Origin of the sequence: Streptomyces sp. NPDC057854 (genome assembly GCF_042797055.1) — a bacterium.
Classification (GTDB): Bacteria; Actinomycetota; Actinomycetes; order Streptomycetales; family Streptomycetaceae; genus Streptomyces.
On record NZ_JBHVMF010000014.1, the window covers coordinates 74,697 to 90,865 of the forward strand.

Here is a 16,169-nt window from a genome sequence, read left to right on the forward strand (position 1 = left end):
CCCGGTCCGTCGCCCGAATGGCCCTCCGATGGCCCAAAGATCGGTTGAACGTCACCCGTTCGGGAGAGCAACCGATGAATATCCGGAGCGTTGTTGAGGGAGCCGGGCCGAACAGTCCGCGCAGTCCGAGTTGGAAATCGATCGAGGAGAACTTCTCCATGTCCCGTATCGCGAAGGCCGTTGTCCTGACCGTGGGTGCCGCCGCCGCGGTCGCCGGTGCCGCCGGTGCCGCCGCCGCCGACTCCATCGCCGAGGGCGCTGCCGTGAAGTCCCCCGGCGTCGGCTCCGGCAACGTCGTCCAGGTCCCGGTCCACGTCCCGGTCAACCTCTGCGGCAACACCGTCAACGTCATCGGCGCGCTGAACCCGGCCTTCGGCAACACCTGCGTCAACGCCTGATCTCGCACGTCGGATCGGTCCTTCCGAAGCCGGTGCGCCCACCCCGCGGGTGGGCGCACCGGCTTTTTCCTTGTGATCACCGGGCCCCCACCCGTTCGGACGCACCCGGCGTGCGCCGTCCGGTGCAACGGCGCACGCCCCCCTGGAGGGCAGGTCGCGCCGGCGGATTCACTCGAACGTGTCGGTGGCGCTCAGTAGTTCTGCGGTTGCGGAGGGCTATACCCGCAGGCACGGTGGGAGGGCAGTTGTCCGACGCATAAGGAAAAGGAACACATATGCGTCCCCTGGCTTCACGCCGTCTCACCGCCCTGGCGATATCCGCCGCCCTCACCCTCGGCATGGCGGGACCCGCCGTCGCCGACGACCTCACCCCGTCCCGCGCGGCCCACCAGGCCGCCCGCTCCGCGCTTCCCGACGCCGCCGCCCTGCTGGCCCAGACCAAGGCGCTCGGCGACGTCGGCGGGGTGACGACTCCCGTGACCGAACTCGTCACGGCGGCCCTCGAAGCCGACGACGGCCAACTCCCCACGGCCGACGCCGACGCCCTGAAGGCCCGCATCCAGGCCGCCGTCGACCGGGCGAGAGCCGCCGCGCCCGCCCCGCTCCCGGAGGCCCCGGCCGTCCCGCCCGTCGCCGACGCCCCGGTCACCCCGCCGGCCGCCGAGGCGCCCGCGGTCCCGCCGGCCGCGGAGACCCCGGCCGGGCTGCCCGTGAAGCCGCCCGCCGCCCTGCCCGTCACGGCCGGGGCGAAGGCCGCGCAGGCGGCGCCCGCCGACCTGGTCGCCGACGCCCTCGCCTCCGTCGAGAAGGCCGTCGCCGGGCTCCTCGCCGCCGTCACCTCCGGGGACGCCACCGGCGTCGTCCCGCAGGTCACGGCCACGCTGACCTCCCTGGTCAACCTCGCCGTCGCGACCGTGCTCGGCAGCGGCCTGCCCGCGCCGGACCTGCCCGGCCTGCCCGCGCTGCCGTCCCTCCCGGTGGAGACCCCGGAGCTGCCCGTCGACCCGCCGGTCGAGGCGCCCGAGCTGCCCGTCGAGGCGCCGGTGAAGCCTCCGGTCGCGGCGCCCGAGCTGCCGGTGAACCCGCCGCTGCCGGTCCGCTGACCCGCGCACCCCTCACCGACCCGTACCGGTCCGGCCACCCCGCCGGGCCGGTACGGGCGCGTGTGCGACCGGTCATCCGGAAATCGCACCGGGCCCCTTCGATCGGGTGCAGTGTCGAGAAATCCCCGCCCATGGAGTTTCCGGGGCGCGCACCTCTCGTTACAGAAGACGGAAACGACGCACGGAATTCCCCAAGAAGGCCGTGCGGAACGTGAGTTGGAAGTACAGAGGAAGGATTCTCCCCATGAAGCCCACCAAGGTCGCCGCGGTCGTCGCCGGTTCGCTCATGGCCCTCGGCGCCGCCGCCCCCGCCATGGCCGCGGAGGCGCTGACCCCCACCAGCCTGAACGGCGGTCTGGAGGCCATCGCCGCCAACGGGCTGAAGTCGGACGTGCTGAGCAGCACCACCGAGGGCTCCCCGGTCAAGACCGTCACCGACACCGCCACCCAGCTGAACCAGACCGGCAAGGGCCTCCCGCTGCTCGGCGGCCTGCCGGCGAACCCGCTCGGCGGCTGATCGAATGATTTTCTGACCGGTCGCCGTGTGGCCTGGACACCACACGGTGCGCCGCTCCCTACTCTCTGGACCGTCCCACCGCACACGTCAGCGGGGGGACACGGCCGGACGGAGCGAGGGGGGATCCTCGCCGGTCTCTCCCTTTCTCCCGAGGAAGAGCGGTATGCGGTCCATCATCAGCAGGAAAGTACTCACCGCGGCTGCAGCGACCGGCCTGCTGTCGCTGACCGGCGGTTTCGCGCTGGCCGCGCACGCCCAGCCCGGAACCGGCGACAGGCCGGGACCCGGCAGCGGCCAGGCGGCCCATGCCCCCGTGCCGCCGGAACTCTGCGGCCCGGGCATGGACCTCGGCGGTTACGTGGCGTCGGCCGTCGGAGACCTCTGCGCCCAGGCGGCGGAGGACCCCGACGGCGGCTACGGCGAGGAGCCCACGCACCCGCCGACCAAGCCGCCGACCCACCCGCCCACGCATCCGCCGACGCACCCGCCGACCCATCCCCCGACGCATCCGCCCACGCACCCGCCGACCCACCCTCCGACGCACCCGCCGACCACGCCGCCGACGACTCCGCCGGGTGAGTGTGAGGAGCCGGAGCCGGGTGAGGAGCCGGAGCCGGGCTGCGAGCCGACGACGCCGCCGACCAAGCCGCCGACGCACCCGCCGACGACGCCGCCCACGACTCCTCCGACCACACCGCCGACGACTCCGCCGGGCGAGTGTGAGGAGCCGGAGCCGGGTGAGGAGCCGGAGCCGGGCTGCGAGCCCACCACTCCGCCGACCAAGCCGCCGACGACGCCTCCCACCAAGCCGCCGACGACGCCGCCCACGAACCCGGACGAGCCGCCGGGCGAGTGTGAGGAGCCGGAGCCGGGTGAGGAGCCGGAGCCGGGCTGCGAGCCCACCACTCCGCCCACCAAGCCGCCCACGACGCCGCCCACCACACCGCCCACGACTCCGCCGGGCGACTGCGAGGAGCCGGCCCCCGGTGAGGAGCCGGAGCCGGGCTGCGAGCCGACGACGCCGCCCACCACACCGCCCACCACCCCGCCCGGCAAGCCCGAACTGCCCGACACCGGCAGCGACCCCGCCCTGTGGGGAGCGGCCGCCGTCAGCGCCGCCCTCATCATCGGCGGCACCGTCGTCCAGCTCCGCGGCGGACGCCTCGTCCGCTCCCGCCGCCACTGACGTACGGATAGCGCTGACCCGACGTCAACCGGGGCCCCACCCTCACCGGCGGGGCCCCCGTCGTTGCTGCACATGGGGGATCCCGCCGCGACGTTTCGGCCAACCGGCTCGTTCACCCGGCATGACTCTGCGCTCTCACGCCGGCATGGGCATCCTCATGACCGCGCTCGCCTCCGCCGCCATGGCCACCCCGGCCGCCGCCGTCGAGGCCCCGGTGGTGGTCCCCCTCCAGGGCCTCGAACCCGTCCTCCCGATGGACGCCCCCACCGTCGCGACCGGCGTCCCCGTGCCCGTCCCCGGCGCGCCCACCGGCTTCCAGAAGGGCTTCGGCGCGCTGCCCGACGTGACCCTGCCCAGCGTCCCGCTCACCGGCACCCTGCCCGCGACCGTCGTGGAGGCCCCGCTCCCCGAGCTCCTGGAGGGCAGCGAGCCCGGCCGCGCGCTGCTCACCAGCCCGCACTCCGAGATGGCCGCCGCCACCCCCGGCGCCGTCCTCGGCAACCCCGTCGAGGCGCCGCGGGGCAACGGGCTCGCCGGACTGCCCGACCTCGCCCCGCCGCAGCTCGGCCTCATCGCCCCCACGCTCAGCGGCGCCCTCGACTCCCGGCTCGGCCTCGCCCCCGGCCGCGACTGACACCCCTTCCTTCCCCCACCCCCTCCCTCCGGAAGGGTGTGCGAAAGCAGTCCGGGCGGGTGAAGACACGATTCTTCCCCGCTACCGCACGGGCTTTCCGTCGTTGCACCGGAAGGCTTGTCGCATGGCCGCGGCCCGCGGACCGGTGCGCCGCCCGTCGTATCCGACGGCGGGAGGAGACCGGACCGCGGGCCACCTTTCCGTCTTTCCCCTCCCGTTCGGCCCAACGGCCGTGACCCCGTCCCCGGTGCGGCGTTGATACGGAAGTGACGGCCGTGATCCCTGCGGTCGCTCGACCCATCCAAGGAGTTCTGATGTCTCGCATCGCCAAGGCTGCCGCCGTTCTGGCCGGCACCGGTGCCGTTGCCCTCACCGGAGCCGGCCTGGCCGTCGCCGACTCGGGCGCCGAGGCCGTCGCCGCCCACTCGCCCGGCGTCGCCTCCGGCAACGTCGTCCAGGTCCCGGTCCACGTCCCGATCAACGTCTGCGGCAACACCGTCAACGTCATCGGCCTGCTGAACCCGGCCTTCGGCAACACCTGCGCCAACGTCGACGCCCCGCACGCCGACGGCGGCTACGGCGGCTGACCGGCCCCCGTTCTCACGACCGTCCCCCCGACCCCGCCAGGGCCGGGGGGACGGCCGCGTTCCGGGGCGGGCCCGCCCGTCAGGCGTACCGGTAGATCCGGCTGTGGTCGAACATCTCCGCCGGCGTCACGCCCCACGGCGCCATCGGCTGGTGCCGGGCCACCACCTTGCGGTACTGGGAGTCGCCCAGCGGCGGCGGCTCCGCCGGCAGGTACGCGGCCCCCGGATTGCGCTGCTGCCACCGCGACCACACCAGGTCCACGAACGAGTGGTGCAGCCAGAACACCGGATCGTTCACCGAGCCGCCGCCCAGCATCAGGCCGCCCACCCAGCGGTGCACCCGGTTGTGGATCCGGAACCGCTCGTTGCCCGAGCCCGAGGCCCAGCCCTCCAGGCGGTTGCGGAAGCCCGACGGGCTCGTCGAGTTCCACGGCGCCGTGTCGTACGCCCGCTCCCGCATCACCTCCTCCAGCTGCGCCGCCGTCGGCAGCGCCACCGGATCCCGCGGCCGGCCGAAGTCCCTGGTCAGATACGACACCTCGGTCATCGCGTGCTTCACCGTCCACTTCCCCGTGGCGTACGCGAAGGGGCCGGTGGTCACCTGGAGGTCCGAACGGCGGCCGTTGCCGCCCAGGAAGTCCTCCGACCAGAGCGACGACGCCGGGGTGTTGTCCCGGGTCCAGTCCCAGTACGGAACCGTCACCGACGCGTCGATCCGGCGCAGCGCCCGCTCGAACTCCAGCAGGAACTTCCGGTGCCACGGCAGGAAGCTCGGCGCCATGTGCGCCGTCCGCAGCCGGCCGGCGCCGTCCGCCACGTAATGGTCGATGTGCATCCGGACGAACTCGTCGTACTCGCCGCGGCGCTTCAGTTCGAGCACCGCGGCCACGAACCTGCGGCGCTCCGCCGTCGTCAGGTCGCGCTGGTTCTTACGCGTGTACACCACGCGGGTTCCCTTCCGTCGGGTCGGAGTGGAGGCCGTGCCCCGCCGCGTACCGGGACAGCGGGGCCGGCCCCGCCGCGTCCACCGCCGCGCGGACGGCGGCCAGCGGGGTCGGGCAGGACTCGTAGTGGTCGAGCGGGGTCACCCAGCCGCCGTCGGCGCACCGCATCAGGTGCAGCGGCCGGCCGTCCACCAGGGCCACCGGCTCGCCCCCCGGCCCGGTGAGACCGCGGATCCGGCGGCCCGCGTACATCTCGTCGAAGGCGAACGGGTCGGCCGGCTCCTCCCGGAGCGCGATCCGGCCGAGGGCGCCGCCCGTGACGGCGGTGACGGCCAGCGCGAACAGGGACCGGAGGGCGACACGGCGCGGGAAGGACATCGGCGATCTCCTGGCGTCGACAAGGGGGCCTCAGGGCACAACGATGAAAACCCGTGTTCGTTGCGGCCGGGAGTTCGAGCGGGGGAATGTCGGCCGGATGAGTGAATTCGGTACGGGGAAAGGGTGGTTGCCCCACTAGCATCCCGTTCCATGACCACTCCCCACGTCCTTTCCGAGGCGCGCAGCGTCTCTCCGCTGGGCACGCTCACGGTGATTCCGTGGTCCAGCGAAGCCACCGCCGATTCCCCCGGCACGCCTTTCCTGATGGCGTATTCCCTCGGCGACGGCCGCGACGGGCCGGAGGCCGGTCAGCAGGCGATGCGCGCCGCCCTGGAATCCATGGGCCTCTCCGTCGGCGACCGGCTCTTCGACCTGGAGAAGGACGCGGGGATCAGCGCCACGCTGCTCGTCGAGGCCGGCACCGCGGTCCTCACCCTGCCCTTCCTGAAGGTGCAGTGCCCGGTGCCCGACGAGTGGCGGGCCGCCGCCGACGCGAGCGGCAAGGTCTACTTCCTCTGCTCGGTCCGCCCCTGGGCCGACGGCGTCCCCGGGCAGCCGGTGGACGAGGACCGGCTGCGCGCCTTCGTCTCCGACGAGGCGACGCTCGCCGACTGCGCCCACGTCATGCTGCCGGTCCGGCGCGTGCAGGGCTGAGCGGAAGGAGCGGCGCGATGACGACGCTCGGGGTGCGCGACGGCGTACCGGGTCAGCGGCAGCGGGACGGGGCGGCGGAGGCCGGGCGGCGGGAGGACGGGACGGTCGGCGCGAGCCGGGCGCTCGGCGTGCTGCTGGTCGTCACCGGCGCGGCCGGGATCCTCGCCGCGTGGGTGATCACCACGGACAAGTTCAAGCTCCTGGAGGACCCGGGCTTCCAGCCGGGGTGCAGCCTGAACCCGGTGGTGTCCTGCGGGAACATCATGAAGAGCGAGCAGGCCGCGGTCTTCGGCTTCCCCAACCCGATGCTCGGTCTCGTCACGTACGCCGTCGTCGTCGCCGTCGGCGCCGGGCTGCTCGCCGGGGCCCGGTACCGGGGCTGGTTCTGGCTCGGGCTGAACGGCGGGATGCTGTTCGGCGTCGGCTTCTGCACCTGGCTGATGCAGCAGTCGCTGTACGAGATCAACGCGCTCTGCCTGTGGTGCTGCCTCGCCTGGGCGGCGACGGTCACCATGTTCTGGTACGTCACCGCGCACACCGTGCGGACCGGGGTGCTGCCCGCGCCGGCGGCGGTGCGCGGCTTCCTCGGCGACTTCACGTTCGCCCTGCCCGTCCTGCACCTCGGGATCATCGGGATGCTGATCCTGACCCGGTGGTGGGACTTCTGGACCGGCTGAGGTGAACCGGCGCGCCGTCCGGCCGCGGGCCGCACTCCTGGTGCTGCTCGCGGCCGTCGTCACGCTGCTGCTGGTGCCGGGGCGGCTCGTGCCCGGCGAGCGGCCGACGGGGGCCGGGACCGCGCCTGATCCGGTGCGGCGGGCGCAGGTGGCGGCCGGCTTCTTCACCGGCTCCGACGCCGAGGGGGTGCGGCGGATCTCCGGGGTGGAGCGCTGGCTGGGCGGCGCCGGTCTGCGGGTCGGGCACACGTACCTGCCGGGCGACCGGTGGAGCAACATCGAGGGGCATCCGGCGCTGTTCGCGCCCTGGGCGCGGTGGAAGGCGGAGCGGCCCGGGCGGCTCTTCGTGCTGAACGTGCCCATGATGGACCGCAACGAGGCCGGGCTGAGCGACGCCGAGGTGCGGGACGGGCTGCGGCGCGGTGCCGCCGGCGCCTTCGACGGGCACTTCCGGACGCTCGGCGAGCGGCTGGTCGCGCACGGGCTCGGCGACGCGGTCCTGGTGCTCGGCTGGGAGATGAACGGCACCACGTACGGGCACCGCTGCGGGCCGGACCCGGCGGCCTGGAAGGCGTACTGGCGGTCGGCGGTCGCCACGCTGCGCGGGGTGCCGGGGCAGCGGTTCCGCTTCGACTTCACGCCGAGCCGGGGGCGGGACGCGGTGCCGTGGCCGGAGTGCTATCCCGGGGACGACGTGGTCGACATCATCGGGATGGACGCCTACGACCAGCCCGAGGGGGTCTCCTTCGAGGAGCAGGTGAGCGAGGAGTACGGGCTCGCGCACCACGTGGCCTTCGCGAAGGCGCACGGCAAGCCCGTCTCGTACCCGGAGTGGGGGCTGTTCCGGAACGGGGACAACCCGGCGTACGTGCGGGGGATGCTCGACTGGTTCGCCGCCTACCGGCCGGTCTACCAGACAATGACGGACTACTGCCCGCACGGTGTGTGGGGGTGCGCGGACAATCCGCGGTCGGCCGAGGTGGTCAGGGGCGCGCTGGGAGCGCCTGCCCGGCCCTGAGAGCGTCGACCGTGCGGTGCAGCAGCTCGGTCAGGTCGTCGGTGAGGCCGCGCTCGGCCCAGTAGAGGGTGGTCTCGCGGAGCGCGCCGAGGACGGCCGTGGTGAGGACCCGTACCTCCAGGTCGTCGGCGGCGCGGCCGGTGCGGTCGGCGAGGGCGCGGGCGAGCCGGCGGCCGGTCTCGGCGCTCGTCTCGGCGAGCCGGGCGCGGACGGCCGGGGTGCCGGCCATCAGCCGGGCGCGGAGCCGGATCTCCTCCGGGTCGGCCGCCAGGGCGGCGCCGACGGCCTCGGTGAGGACGGCGCGGAGCGATTCGAGGGGGTCCTCGCCGGCGGGGCGGGCGCGCAGCAGGGCTTCGAGGCGGGTGTCGTCGGCGCCGCCGGTGAGGACGATGTCCTCGCGGACGGGGAAGTACCGGACGACGGTCGAGGGGGAGACGTCGGCCTCGGCGGCGATGCGCTCGACGGTGGCCGCCTCCCAGCCGTGGGCGGCGGCGATGTGCCGCGCGGCCCGGCGGATCGCCGCCCGGGTCCGTTCCTTCTTCCGTTCCCTCAGGCCCGTGGACATGGGTCCATTCTGCCCGGTCAGGCCTGGTAGGCGACCAGGGAGATGCCGACGTAGTGGACGATGAACGCGGCGAGGGTGAACGAGTGGAAGACCTCGTGGAAGCCGAACCAGCGGGGGGACGGGTTCGGGCGCTTGATGCCGTAGACGATCCCGCCGGCGCTGTAGAGCAGGCCGCCGACGACGACGAGGACCAGGACGGCGATGCCGCCGGTCCGCAGGAAGTCGGGGAGGAAGAAGACGGCGGCCCAGCCCATCGCGATGTAGCAGGGGGTGTAGAGCCAGCGGGGCGCGCCGACCCAGAAGACGCGGAAGGCGATGCCGGCCGCCGCGGCGGCCCAGACCGCCCACATGAGCGGCCGCGCGGTGGAGTCCGGGAGCAGCAGCAGGGTGAGCGGGGTGTAGGTGCCCGCGATGATCAGGAAGATGTTGGCGTGGTCGAGGCGGCGCAGCACCGCCTCGCCGCGCGGGCCCCAGTTCCCCCGGTGGTAGAGGGCGCTGACGCCGAAGAGCAGGCAGGCGGTCAGCACGTAGATCCCGCAGGCGACGCGGGCCCGGGGGGAGTCGGAGAGGGCGACCAGGACCAGGCCGGCGACGATCACGGCCGGGAACATGCCCGCGTGCAGCCAGCCCCTGAGCCGTGGCTTCAGCGGGAGCGACGGTGCCGCGGCGATCGGGGCGGGCTCGACCGGTGTCACGTCCGGTGTGGCTGCAGTCATGACACGGAATCGTACCTACGCGCCCGTAGGTCCCGGGTATGAGTGGCGATGCTCACGTGTGCACCCCCCTGGACATATGGGCGGATCCGGCGGATGATCAAATGAGTGCGGTCGGCACCGGATGAGCAGCTACGACGCATCCGGGTCGCAGCCCCCACGGGGCATACAGCGAACAGAACACCCCTCGACAAGGAGCAATCGTGGCGCGCGACAACGCGGCTCCCCTTCCCACCCAGCACCAGGAGCTCATCTCCTGGGTGAACGAGATCGCCGAGATCACCCAGCCGGACGAGATCGTCTGGTGCGACGGCTCCGAGGCCGAGTACCAGCGCCTCTGCGAGGAGCTGGTCGCCAAGGGCACGTTCACGAAGCTCGACCCGGTGAAGCGCCCGAACTCGTACTACGCCGCCTCCGACCCCACCGACGTCGCCCGCGTCGAGGACCGCACCTTCATCTGCTCCGAGAAGGAGGAGGACGCCGGCCCGACCAACCACTGGAAGGCCCCGGCCGAGATGAAGGAGCTCTTCGCGGGCTCCGAGGGCATCTTCCGCGGCTCCATGAAGGGCCGCACCATGTACGTGGTCCCCTTCTGCATGGGCCCGGTCGGCTCCCCGCTCTCCGCCATCGGCGTCGAGATCACCGACTCCGCGTACGTCGCGGTCTCCATGCGCACCATGACCCGCATGGGCCAGGCCGTCCTCGACGAGCTCGGCACCGACGGCTTCTTCGTGAAGGCCGTCCACACCCTCGGCGCCCCCCTCGCGGAGGGCCAGCAGGACGTGCCGTGGCCGTGCAACTCCACCAAGTACATCTCGCACTTCCCGGAGACCCGCGAGATCTGGTCGTACGGCTCCGGCTACGGCGGCAACGCGCTCCTCGGCAAGAAGTGCTACGCGCTCCGCATCGCCTCCGTCATGGCCCGCGACGAGGGCTGGCTCGCCGAGCACATGCTCATCCTGAAGCTGACCCCGCCGCAGGGCGAGGCGAAGTACGTCGCCGCCGCCTTCCCGTCGGCCTGCGGCAAGACCAACCTCGCCATGCTGGAGCCGACGATCCCCGGCTGGACCGTGGAGACCATCGGCGACGACATCGCCTGGATGCGCTTCGGCGAGGACGGCCGCCTGTACGCCATCAACCCCGAGGCCGGCTTCTTCGGCGTCGCGCCCGGCACCGGCGAGCACACCAACGCCAACGCCATGAAGACCCTCTGGGGCAACTCCGTCTTCACGAACGTCGCGCTCACCGACGACGGCGACGTGTGGTGGGAGGGCATGACCGAGGAGGCGCCCGCGCACCTCACGGACTGGAAGGGCAACGACTGGACGCCGGAGTCCGAGACGCCCGCCGCCCACCCGAACGCCCGCTTCACCGTCCCGGCCGGCCAGTGCCCGACGATCGCCCCCGAGTGGGAGGACCCGAAGGGCGTCCCGATCTCGGCGATCCTCTTCGGCGGCCGGCGCGCCTCCGCCGTCCCGCTGGTCACCGAGTCCTTCGACTGGAACCACGGCGTCTTCCTCGGCGCCAACGTGGCCTCCGAGAAGACCGCCGCCGCCGAGGGCAAGGTCGGCGAGCTGCGCCGCGACCCGTTCGCCATGCTGCCGTTCTGCGGCTACAACATGGGCGACTACATGGCCCACTGGGTCAAGGTGGGCGCCACCGCCGACGCGGCGAAGCTGCCGAAGATCTACTACGTGAACTGGTTCCGCAAGAACGACGCCGGCAAGTTCGTCTGGCCCGGCTTCGGCGAGAACAGCCGCGTCCTCAAGTGGATCGTCGAGCGCCTCGACGGCAAGGCCGACGGCGTCGAGACCCCGATCGGCGTCCTGCCGACCAAGGAGGCCCTGGACACCGACGGCCTGGACCTGGCCGAGGAGGACCTGGACTTCCTGCTCACCGTCGACAAGGACGTGTGGCGCGAGGAGGCCGCCCTGGTCCCGGCGCACCTGGAGACCTTCGGCGAGCACACCCCGAAGGAGCTGTGGGACGAGTACAAGGCGCTGGTCGAGCGCCTGGGCTGATCCCCCGGCCACCCCGAGACTCGTGGTGGGCTGCCCCGAACTACCGCCCTGACCAGTGGGGTCACGACGGTCCATCACGACGCAACCGGCCCCGGAGCCCCCTCAGGCTCCGGGGCCGGCGCACGTCCCGGCGGGGATCAGGCGCCCCGGTCCTCCAGATAGCGGGTGTGGGCGCGCTGGCGCAGTTCCTCCGCCTCCTGCAGGGCCGCCGCGATCTGCCCCGCCTCCTCGCGGAGCGCGGCCAGCTGCCGCTCCAGATGCCGCTCCGGCGGTTCCGAGCCCGGGTTCACCCGGGTCCACCAGCGGGTCCGCACGAACGCGTCGACCGCCTCCGGCACGTCCTGCCGCACCGCGCGGGCCAGCACGTGCAGGTGCTCCGGGTCGCTGACCCAGCCGGGTTCGAGCAGCGCCTCGAACAGCGCGTCCAGCTCGTCGAGCCGCTGCCGCGCCGACTCCGGCAGCTCCACCTCCGCCAGGTACTCCCGCAGCCTGGCGTGGTCGGCGCGCAGCGACTCCAGCTGCTCGCCGGCGCTCGGGAAGTCCGGGGTGCCGGGCCGCTCCGGCGGGGCGATCAGCGCGCCCGCCGCGTACAGGCCGCACACCACCAGCGGCCACAGCGCGCCGGCCGCGCCGGTGAGGGTGACCCCGAGGCCGGCGAGGCCGCAGACGCAGCCGGTGAGGTTCTTGCGGGACCCGGCGTAGCGGAGCACGCGGTCACTGGTACCCACGGATCTCCTCGAAGGCGCCGTCGAGGGAGCCCTGGGCCGCCTCGAAGAGCTTGCCGCCGGTCAGCTCCGCGATGTGCTCCAGCTCGGCCCGGTCGGAGTCGCCGAACAGGATCGGGAAGACCGGGGTGCGCTGCTGCTCGGCGGGGAGCGCGCGGTAGAAGGCGTCGAACTCGCCGGCCGCCATCCCGTCGGTGTTCTCCCCGTCGGTCATGAGCACGACCGAGGTGAAGGTGTCGCGGGGCGCGGCGCCGAGGCTGCGGTACGCCTCCGTGACGCTGGAGTAGACCGCGGTGCCGCCGGAGGCGGTGAGCCGGCCCGCGTCGGCGCGGATCGCGTCGCGGGCCCGCGCCGGGTCCTTCGGGTCCACCGTGTACGTGCGCACCTCGCCGGTCTTCACGGTGCTGCCGAACGGCATCAGGGTGACCTCCTCGCGGTCCCGGAAGTCGCCGGTCAGCTCGGCCAGCGCCTCCTTGAGGCGGGTCAGCCGCTCGCCGGCCATCGACCCGGAGGTGTCCAGGACGTAGACCGTGCGGGAGGGCCGGCGGAGGGTGTTGTCGTACGCGTCGAGCAGGCCGTCGGCGACGGCCCGGCTGCCGGGGAAGGGGAGTTCGCGCCGCAGGTCCCGGTCGAGCCGGGGCGCCGGCTCGACGCCGGCGACGACGGGGCGGCGCAGCGTCGTCCCGGTGATGCGGCGCTGCGCCTCCGGGGTGCGGAGCCAGGTGCTGAGCCGCTGGGCGGACTCCTTGGCGTGGGCGGGGGCGGCGGTGAGCAGGGTGAGGGGGTAGTCGGCGGTGACGACGCCGTCGGCGGGGCGGATGACGGTGAGCCCGCCGGGCGCGGCGAGCAGGACCGACTCGTAGTTGACGAGGGCGTCGACGTCGGTGCGGCGGCCGTAGGCGGTGGCGAGCCAGCCGGAGGAGCCGGAGGTGAGCTTCTGGCCGGTGAAGAACTCCCGGAGCTTCGGGGTGGCCTTGCGGACGTCCTGCTCGCTGAGGGCGGACTGGGCGCCGGAGAGGCCGGAGGCGACCGAGACGAGCGCGGAGAAGCCGGAGTTGGACCGCTTCGGGTCGGTCATGCCGTACGTCAGCTTCCCGGCGGCGACGGCCTGGTGGAGCTGCGACCAGGTGACCTTCCGCGGGTCCCAGCCGAGCCGGGTGACGACCTCGGGGCGGACGCCGAGCGCCACCGGGGAGGTCATCACGGGGGTCTCGTTGGTGATCCGGCGGGCGGTGTCGGGGCGGAGCCGGAGGTAGTCGTTGGAGGACAGCCAGACGGCGTCGTAGTCCTTCTCGGCGCGGCCGGAGGCGATCTGCTCGACGGCGTCGAGGGTACCGGCGTAGGTGGTGCGGACGGTGACGCCGGTGGCCTCGCGGGCTTCCTCCAGGACCGGTGCCATGTCGGCGAGTTCGGAGGAGGCGAGGACCCGGAGGGTGCCGGGCGCGGCGGGCGGCGTCCGGTCGGTCCTCGGGCGGCCGGCGCCCTGGCCGCCGGTCGAGTTGTCGGGGACGGAGCAGGCCGCGGCGGTGGTGGTGAGGGCCAGGCCGAGCGCGAGGGCGGCGAGCAGGCGCGGGAGGGCGCGGGGTCTCATGCCGGGGTGCCGCCTTCCAGGGCGCCGGTGCGTCGGCTGCGGTCCAAGTGGGCGCTCGCTTCCTGGAGTTCGGCGGTGAGGGAGGAGACGGTGGCGGCCATCGCCTCGGTCGCCTGCACCTTGTAGGTGTCGATGGCGTCGAGGGTGCGGTAGATCTGCTGGAAGGCGGTGCGCAGGGTCTCGGCGCCGACGGCGGGGTCGGCGGCGATCCGCTGGATCTCGCCGGCCTTGGTGGACAGCATCTCGGCGTTGCCGCGGATGAGGTCCTCCGTCGTCGAGCGGAGCACGTTCACCTGCTCGGTGACCTTGCGCTGGTTCTCCAGCGCGGAGGCGAGCATGACCGCGATCCGCAGCGCGGACAGGGTGGTGGTCGCGGCCCGGTCGACGCCCTTGATCAGCTCGTCGTTGTTGCGCCGGACCACGTCCATGGCGAGGTACCCCTGCGCGCAGACGGCGAGCTGGGTGAGCAGGTCCTGGTGCTTCTGGCGGACCGGGAAGAGGACGTCGGCGCGGAGCGCGTCCGCCTCCGCCGGGTCGGCGGTGGCCGCGATCCGCTGCTCGACGGCCGCGTCGAGGGCCTCGGTGAGGACGGCGAACTCCTGGAGCTTGCCCATCGTCTCCCAGAGCCGGGCGCGTTCGGTCTGGAGGGCGGCGTTGTCGCGGCGGAGTTCGTCCTGGCCGCCGCGGAGCGCGCCGACAATCCGGTTGAGGGTGGCCTGCGAGGAGGCGTACCGGGCGACGTGGTCGCGGAACCGGTTGCCGCCGGGCAGCTTCGACAGGAGCCCCTTGAGGCCCTTGCCGGGGGCGTCGCGGGGGTCGAGGTCCTCGACGGTGCGCCGGAGTTCGACCAGGGAGGAGCCGACGCGGGCGGAGGCGTCGCCGCCGCCCTGGCCGAGGGAGCGGACGGTGCGGTCCAGCATCCGGTTGGACTGCTGGGCGGCGGCCCGCATCTCGCCGGAGCCGAGGGCGGCGATCTCGCCGATGCGGCCGGCGAACTCCGGGGAGCGCGGGTCGAGTCCGGCGAGGGAGCCGACGTACTCCTCGGCCCGGCGGGACATCTCCGCGCGGACCGTCTCGTCCAGCGGGACGAGTCCGGCGGCCTGCTCGGCGCGGACCGCGGGGGCCGGGGCGGGCGGGGTGAGGACGAGCGGGGTGTCGTGCTCGGGCGGGGTCAGGACGAAGGTGGACTCCGGCGGCGCGGCGTACGGGTTCGCGGGCGGCCGGCCGGCGCGCGGGTCGGTGTGCTCGGTCATGCGGTGCCCCCCTGGTCACGGGCCCGCAGCGCCATGTCGCGCAGCACCGCTCCGGTGGGCACGGGCGCCTGGCGGACTCCGGTGAGTGTCTGGTTGAGGTATTCGCCGTGCGGGTTGGTGGCCTCGGTGAACTCGGCGGCGGCGCCCTGCGGCCGGAAGCCGTGCCGGACGGCGAGGCGGCGCAGTTCGGGGTCCTCGGCGAGCAGCCGGCCCAGCTCCTTGCCGCCCTCGGTGAGGGGGACGAGGGTGTGGTCGCTGTTGACCGTGGTGTCCGGGTAGAGGACGACGAGGTCGCCCATCGGCCGCTTGGCGAGGAGCTGGGAGGCGACCTGGGACTCGTACACCAGCACCAGCGGGTTGCCGACGCCGCTCACGAAGTCCCGGAAGGGGGCGTCGGAGCTGGTCTGCTGGGCGCCCTGCACCTGGGTGAGCTTGCGCAGCAGCGGGGCGGTGCGGCCGACGGCCTCCTTGCCGTCGGCGACCCGGCCGCCGTCGGCGACGTAGCTCGCGGCGGCGAGGTAGAGGGCGCCGGAGTTGGAGGCCACCGGGTCGGTGGAGGTGACGAAGAGCGTGCCGCTGAGTTCGGCGTGCCGGTCGGCGCCCTTGAGCTGCTGCCAGGTGCGGTCGGCGCGAGCGGCGGCCAGGTAGGCGTCCATCTTGAGGATGCCGCGGGTGCCGCGGGCGGTCAGGGTGGCGAGGCCGTTGCTGGCGAGCACCCGGGCGGCGTCGCTGTGGGCGACGACCACCAGCGGGGAGTAGAAGGGGCGCAGCGGCGCGGCGAGGGCCTTGTCGGCGGCCTTGGCGCGCAGCTCGTCGGCCGGTCCCTTCGAGGACGGGAACGCGAAGTCGTATCCCTCCAGGGGGAGTTGCTCCATGTCCCAGGACCCGGAGGTCTCGGTCCGCACGGTGAGGCCCCGGGCTGCCAGGGCCTTCACGACGTCGGCGTCGGCGAAGAACTCGCTCTTCTCCGAGCCGATGACTCCTCGCACGGTCTTCGTTGCCGTGCCCTTGTCCTGATCGCCGCCCGTCACGAGGACGGCGGCCACGCCGCCGAGGAGCAGGACGGCCAGGACGATTCCGAGAATGCGTCTCACGCGGGCAGAGTGCTCGCGGAAACCCACATTCCAGGGGGAGTTGGGTGGACGGGCGGTGAAGTGACGATCCCGGTAGGGAACCGGAGGGGAACCCGCCGGAACGGCCCGGGG

General features: G+C 73.5%; 18 protein-coding genes. 10 read left to right on the forward strand and 8 right to left on the reverse strand.

Going from position 1 to position 16,169, the window contains the following annotated elements; all coding sequences use genetic code 11:
- The first annotated feature begins 158 nt into the window (after window positions 1-158).
- The 6 genes from ACFVQZ_RS20890 (at window position 159) to ACFVQZ_RS20915 (ending at window position 4,425) form a co-directional block, all read left to right on the forward strand.
- Complete coding sequence (locus ACFVQZ_RS20890; RefSeq protein ID WP_030497675.1) at window positions 159-398, forward strand: chaplin; 240 nt, start codon at window positions 159-161, stop codon at window positions 396-398.
- Between the two features lie 275 nt (window positions 399-673).
- Window positions 674-1,501, forward strand: coding sequence for a hypothetical protein (locus tag ACFVQZ_RS20895; RefSeq protein ID WP_383624699.1), 828 nt, complete (start codon window positions 674-676; stop codon window positions 1,499-1,501).
- Between the two features lie 244 nt (window positions 1,502-1,745).
- Entirely contained in the window at window positions 1,746-2,018 is a 273-nt protein-coding gene (locus ACFVQZ_RS20900) for a hypothetical protein (protein WP_030497673.1), read from the forward strand.
- A gap of 163 nt (window positions 2,019-2,181) precedes the next feature.
- The gene (locus ACFVQZ_RS20905) at window positions 2,182-3,204 is read left to right on the forward strand and encodes a hypothetical protein (RefSeq protein ID WP_383624702.1); all 1,023 of its coding nucleotides are present in this window, start codon (window positions 2,182-2,184) and stop codon (window positions 3,202-3,204) included.
- Window positions 3,205-3,325: 121 nt separating this feature from the next.
- Complete coding sequence (locus ACFVQZ_RS20910; RefSeq protein ID WP_383624705.1) at window positions 3,326-3,838, forward strand: hypothetical protein; 513 nt, start codon at window positions 3,326-3,328, stop codon at window positions 3,836-3,838.
- Window positions 3,839-4,152: 314 nt separating this feature from the next.
- A complete protein-coding gene (locus ACFVQZ_RS20915) occupies window positions 4,153-4,425 on the forward strand; it encodes a chaplin (RefSeq protein ID WP_383624708.1) in 273 nt (90 codons plus the stop codon).
- 79 nt (window positions 4,426-4,504) lie between these two features.
- Here the strand turns inward: ACFVQZ_RS20915 and ACFVQZ_RS20920 are convergent, their stop codons facing one another.
- A complete protein-coding gene (locus ACFVQZ_RS20920) occupies window positions 4,505-5,371 on the reverse strand; it encodes a tyrosinase family protein (RefSeq protein WP_383624711.1) in 867 nt (288 codons plus the stop codon).
- On the reverse strand, window positions 5,355-5,747 hold the full coding sequence (locus ACFVQZ_RS20925) for a tyrosinase family oxidase copper chaperone (RefSeq protein ID WP_383624714.1): 393 nt from the start codon (window positions 5,745-5,747) through the stop codon (window positions 5,355-5,357). Before ACFVQZ_RS20925 ends, ACFVQZ_RS20920 begins: the two co-directional genes overlap by 17 nt.
- A gap of 150 nt (window positions 5,748-5,897) precedes the next feature.
- On the opposite strand from ACFVQZ_RS20925, the gene ACFVQZ_RS20930 reads away from it, so the two are divergent.
- Genes ACFVQZ_RS20930 through ACFVQZ_RS20940 form a run of 3 tightly spaced genes read left to right on the forward strand, consistent with a single transcriptional unit; the run spans window position 5,898 to window position 8,096 of the window.
- Complete coding sequence (locus tag ACFVQZ_RS20930) at window positions 5,898-6,401, forward strand: DUF5949 family protein (protein WP_030497669.1); 504 nt, start codon at window positions 5,898-5,900, stop codon at window positions 6,399-6,401.
- 17 nt (window positions 6,402-6,418) lie between these two features.
- Window positions 6,419-7,078 carry a vitamin K epoxide reductase family protein gene (locus ACFVQZ_RS20935; protein WP_383624717.1) on the forward strand — a complete coding sequence of 220 codons (660 nt, stop codon included), beginning with the start codon at window positions 6,419-6,421 and terminating at the stop codon, window positions 7,076-7,078.
- A 1-nt stretch (window position 7,079) separates the two neighbouring features.
- Complete coding sequence (locus tag ACFVQZ_RS20940) at window positions 7,080-8,096, forward strand: glycoside hydrolase family 26 protein (RefSeq protein ID WP_383624720.1); 1,017 nt, start codon at window positions 7,080-7,082, stop codon at window positions 8,094-8,096.
- On the opposite strand, the gene ACFVQZ_RS20945 is transcribed toward ACFVQZ_RS20940, so the two are convergent.
- Both ACFVQZ_RS20945 and ACFVQZ_RS20950 read right to left on the reverse strand, forming a co-directional pair.
- Window positions 8,062-8,661: a TetR family transcriptional regulator gene (locus ACFVQZ_RS20945; RefSeq protein ID WP_051788346.1), complete on the reverse strand. Its 600-nt coding sequence runs from the start codon at window positions 8,659-8,661 to the stop codon at window positions 8,062-8,064. The genes ACFVQZ_RS20940 and ACFVQZ_RS20945 overlap by 35 nt on opposite strands.
- 17 nt (window positions 8,662-8,678) lie before the next feature.
- Window positions 8,679-9,377 (reverse strand): hemolysin III family protein, encoded by a 699-nt coding sequence (locus ACFVQZ_RS20950; protein WP_030497666.1) that lies wholly within the window; start codon window positions 9,375-9,377, stop codon window positions 8,679-8,681.
- A gap of 200 nt (window positions 9,378-9,577) precedes the next feature.
- Here ACFVQZ_RS20950 and ACFVQZ_RS20955 point away from each other — a divergent pair, with 200 nt between their 5' ends.
- Window positions 9,578-11,395, forward strand: coding sequence for a phosphoenolpyruvate carboxykinase (GTP) (locus ACFVQZ_RS20955; protein WP_030497665.1), 1,818 nt, complete (start codon window positions 9,578-9,580; stop codon window positions 11,393-11,395).
- A gap of 137 nt (window positions 11,396-11,532) precedes the next feature.
- Here ACFVQZ_RS20955 and ACFVQZ_RS20960 read toward each other — a convergent pair whose 3' ends face one another.
- From ACFVQZ_RS20960 to ACFVQZ_RS20975, 4 genes are read right to left on the reverse strand one after another with little or no spacing between them, the layout of a single operon-like run.
- Window positions 11,533-12,123 (reverse strand): hypothetical protein, encoded by a 591-nt coding sequence (locus ACFVQZ_RS20960; RefSeq protein WP_383624724.1) that lies wholly within the window; start codon window positions 12,121-12,123, stop codon window positions 11,533-11,535.
- On the reverse strand, window positions 12,110-13,711 hold the full coding sequence (locus ACFVQZ_RS20965; RefSeq protein ID WP_383624727.1) for a substrate-binding domain-containing protein: 1,602 nt from the start codon (window positions 13,709-13,711) through the stop codon (window positions 12,110-12,112). Before ACFVQZ_RS20965 ends, ACFVQZ_RS20960 begins: the two co-directional genes overlap by 14 nt.
- Window positions 13,708-14,964, reverse strand: coding sequence for a toxic anion resistance protein (locus ACFVQZ_RS20970; protein ID WP_383624730.1), 1,257 nt, complete (start codon window positions 14,962-14,964; stop codon window positions 13,708-13,710). Before ACFVQZ_RS20970 ends, ACFVQZ_RS20965 begins: the two co-directional genes overlap by 4 nt.
- The gene (locus ACFVQZ_RS20975) at window positions 14,961-16,085 is read right to left on the reverse strand and encodes a hypothetical protein (RefSeq protein WP_383624733.1); all 1,125 of its coding nucleotides are present in this window, start codon (window positions 16,083-16,085) and stop codon (window positions 14,961-14,963) included. Before ACFVQZ_RS20975 ends, ACFVQZ_RS20970 begins: the two co-directional genes overlap by 4 nt.
- Between the last annotated feature and the right edge of the window lie 84 nt (window positions 16,086-16,169).

Bases quoted from the DNA above. Each gene is read 5' to 3' on its own strand.
- ACFVQZ_RS20890 (WP_030497675.1), top strand. From the start codon at position 159: ATGTCCCGTATCGCGAAGGCCGTTGTCCTGACCGTGGGTGCCGCCGCC.
- ACFVQZ_RS20895 (WP_383624699.1), top strand. From the start codon at position 674: ATGCGTCCCCTGGCTTCACGCCGTCTCACCGCCCTGGCGATATCCGCC.
- ACFVQZ_RS20900 (WP_030497673.1), top strand. From the start codon at position 1,746: ATGAAGCCCACCAAGGTCGCCGCGGTCGTCGCCGGTTCGCTCATGGCC.
- ACFVQZ_RS20905 (WP_383624702.1), top strand. From the start codon at position 2,182: ATGCGGTCCATCATCAGCAGGAAAGTACTCACCGCGGCTGCAGCGACC.
- ACFVQZ_RS20910 (WP_383624705.1), top strand. From the start codon at position 3,326: ATGACTCTGCGCTCTCACGCCGGCATGGGCATCCTCATGACCGCGCTC.
- ACFVQZ_RS20915 (WP_383624708.1), top strand. From the start codon at position 4,153: ATGTCTCGCATCGCCAAGGCTGCCGCCGTTCTGGCCGGCACCGGTGCC.
- ACFVQZ_RS20925 (WP_383624714.1), bottom strand. From the start codon at position 5,747: ATGTCCTTCCCGCGCCGTGTCGCCCTCCGGTCCCTGTTCGCGCTGGCC.
- ACFVQZ_RS20930 (WP_030497669.1), top strand. From the start codon at position 5,898: ATGACCACTCCCCACGTCCTTTCCGAGGCGCGCAGCGTCTCTCCGCTG.
- ACFVQZ_RS20935 (WP_383624717.1), top strand. From the start codon at position 6,419: ATGACGACGCTCGGGGTGCGCGACGGCGTACCGGGTCAGCGGCAGCGG.
- ACFVQZ_RS20945 (WP_051788346.1), bottom strand. From the start codon at position 8,661: ATGTCCACGGGCCTGAGGGAACGGAAGAAGGAACGGACCCGGGCGGCG.
- ACFVQZ_RS20950 (WP_030497666.1), bottom strand. From the start codon at position 9,377: ATGACTGCAGCCACACCGGACGTGACACCGGTCGAGCCCGCCCCGATC.
- ACFVQZ_RS20965 (WP_383624727.1), bottom strand. From the start codon at position 13,711: ATGAGACCCCGCGCCCTCCCGCGCCTGCTCGCCGCCCTCGCGCTCGGC.
- ACFVQZ_RS20970 (WP_383624730.1), bottom strand. From the start codon at position 14,964: ATGACCGAGCACACCGACCCGCGCGCCGGCCGGCCGCCCGCGAACCCG.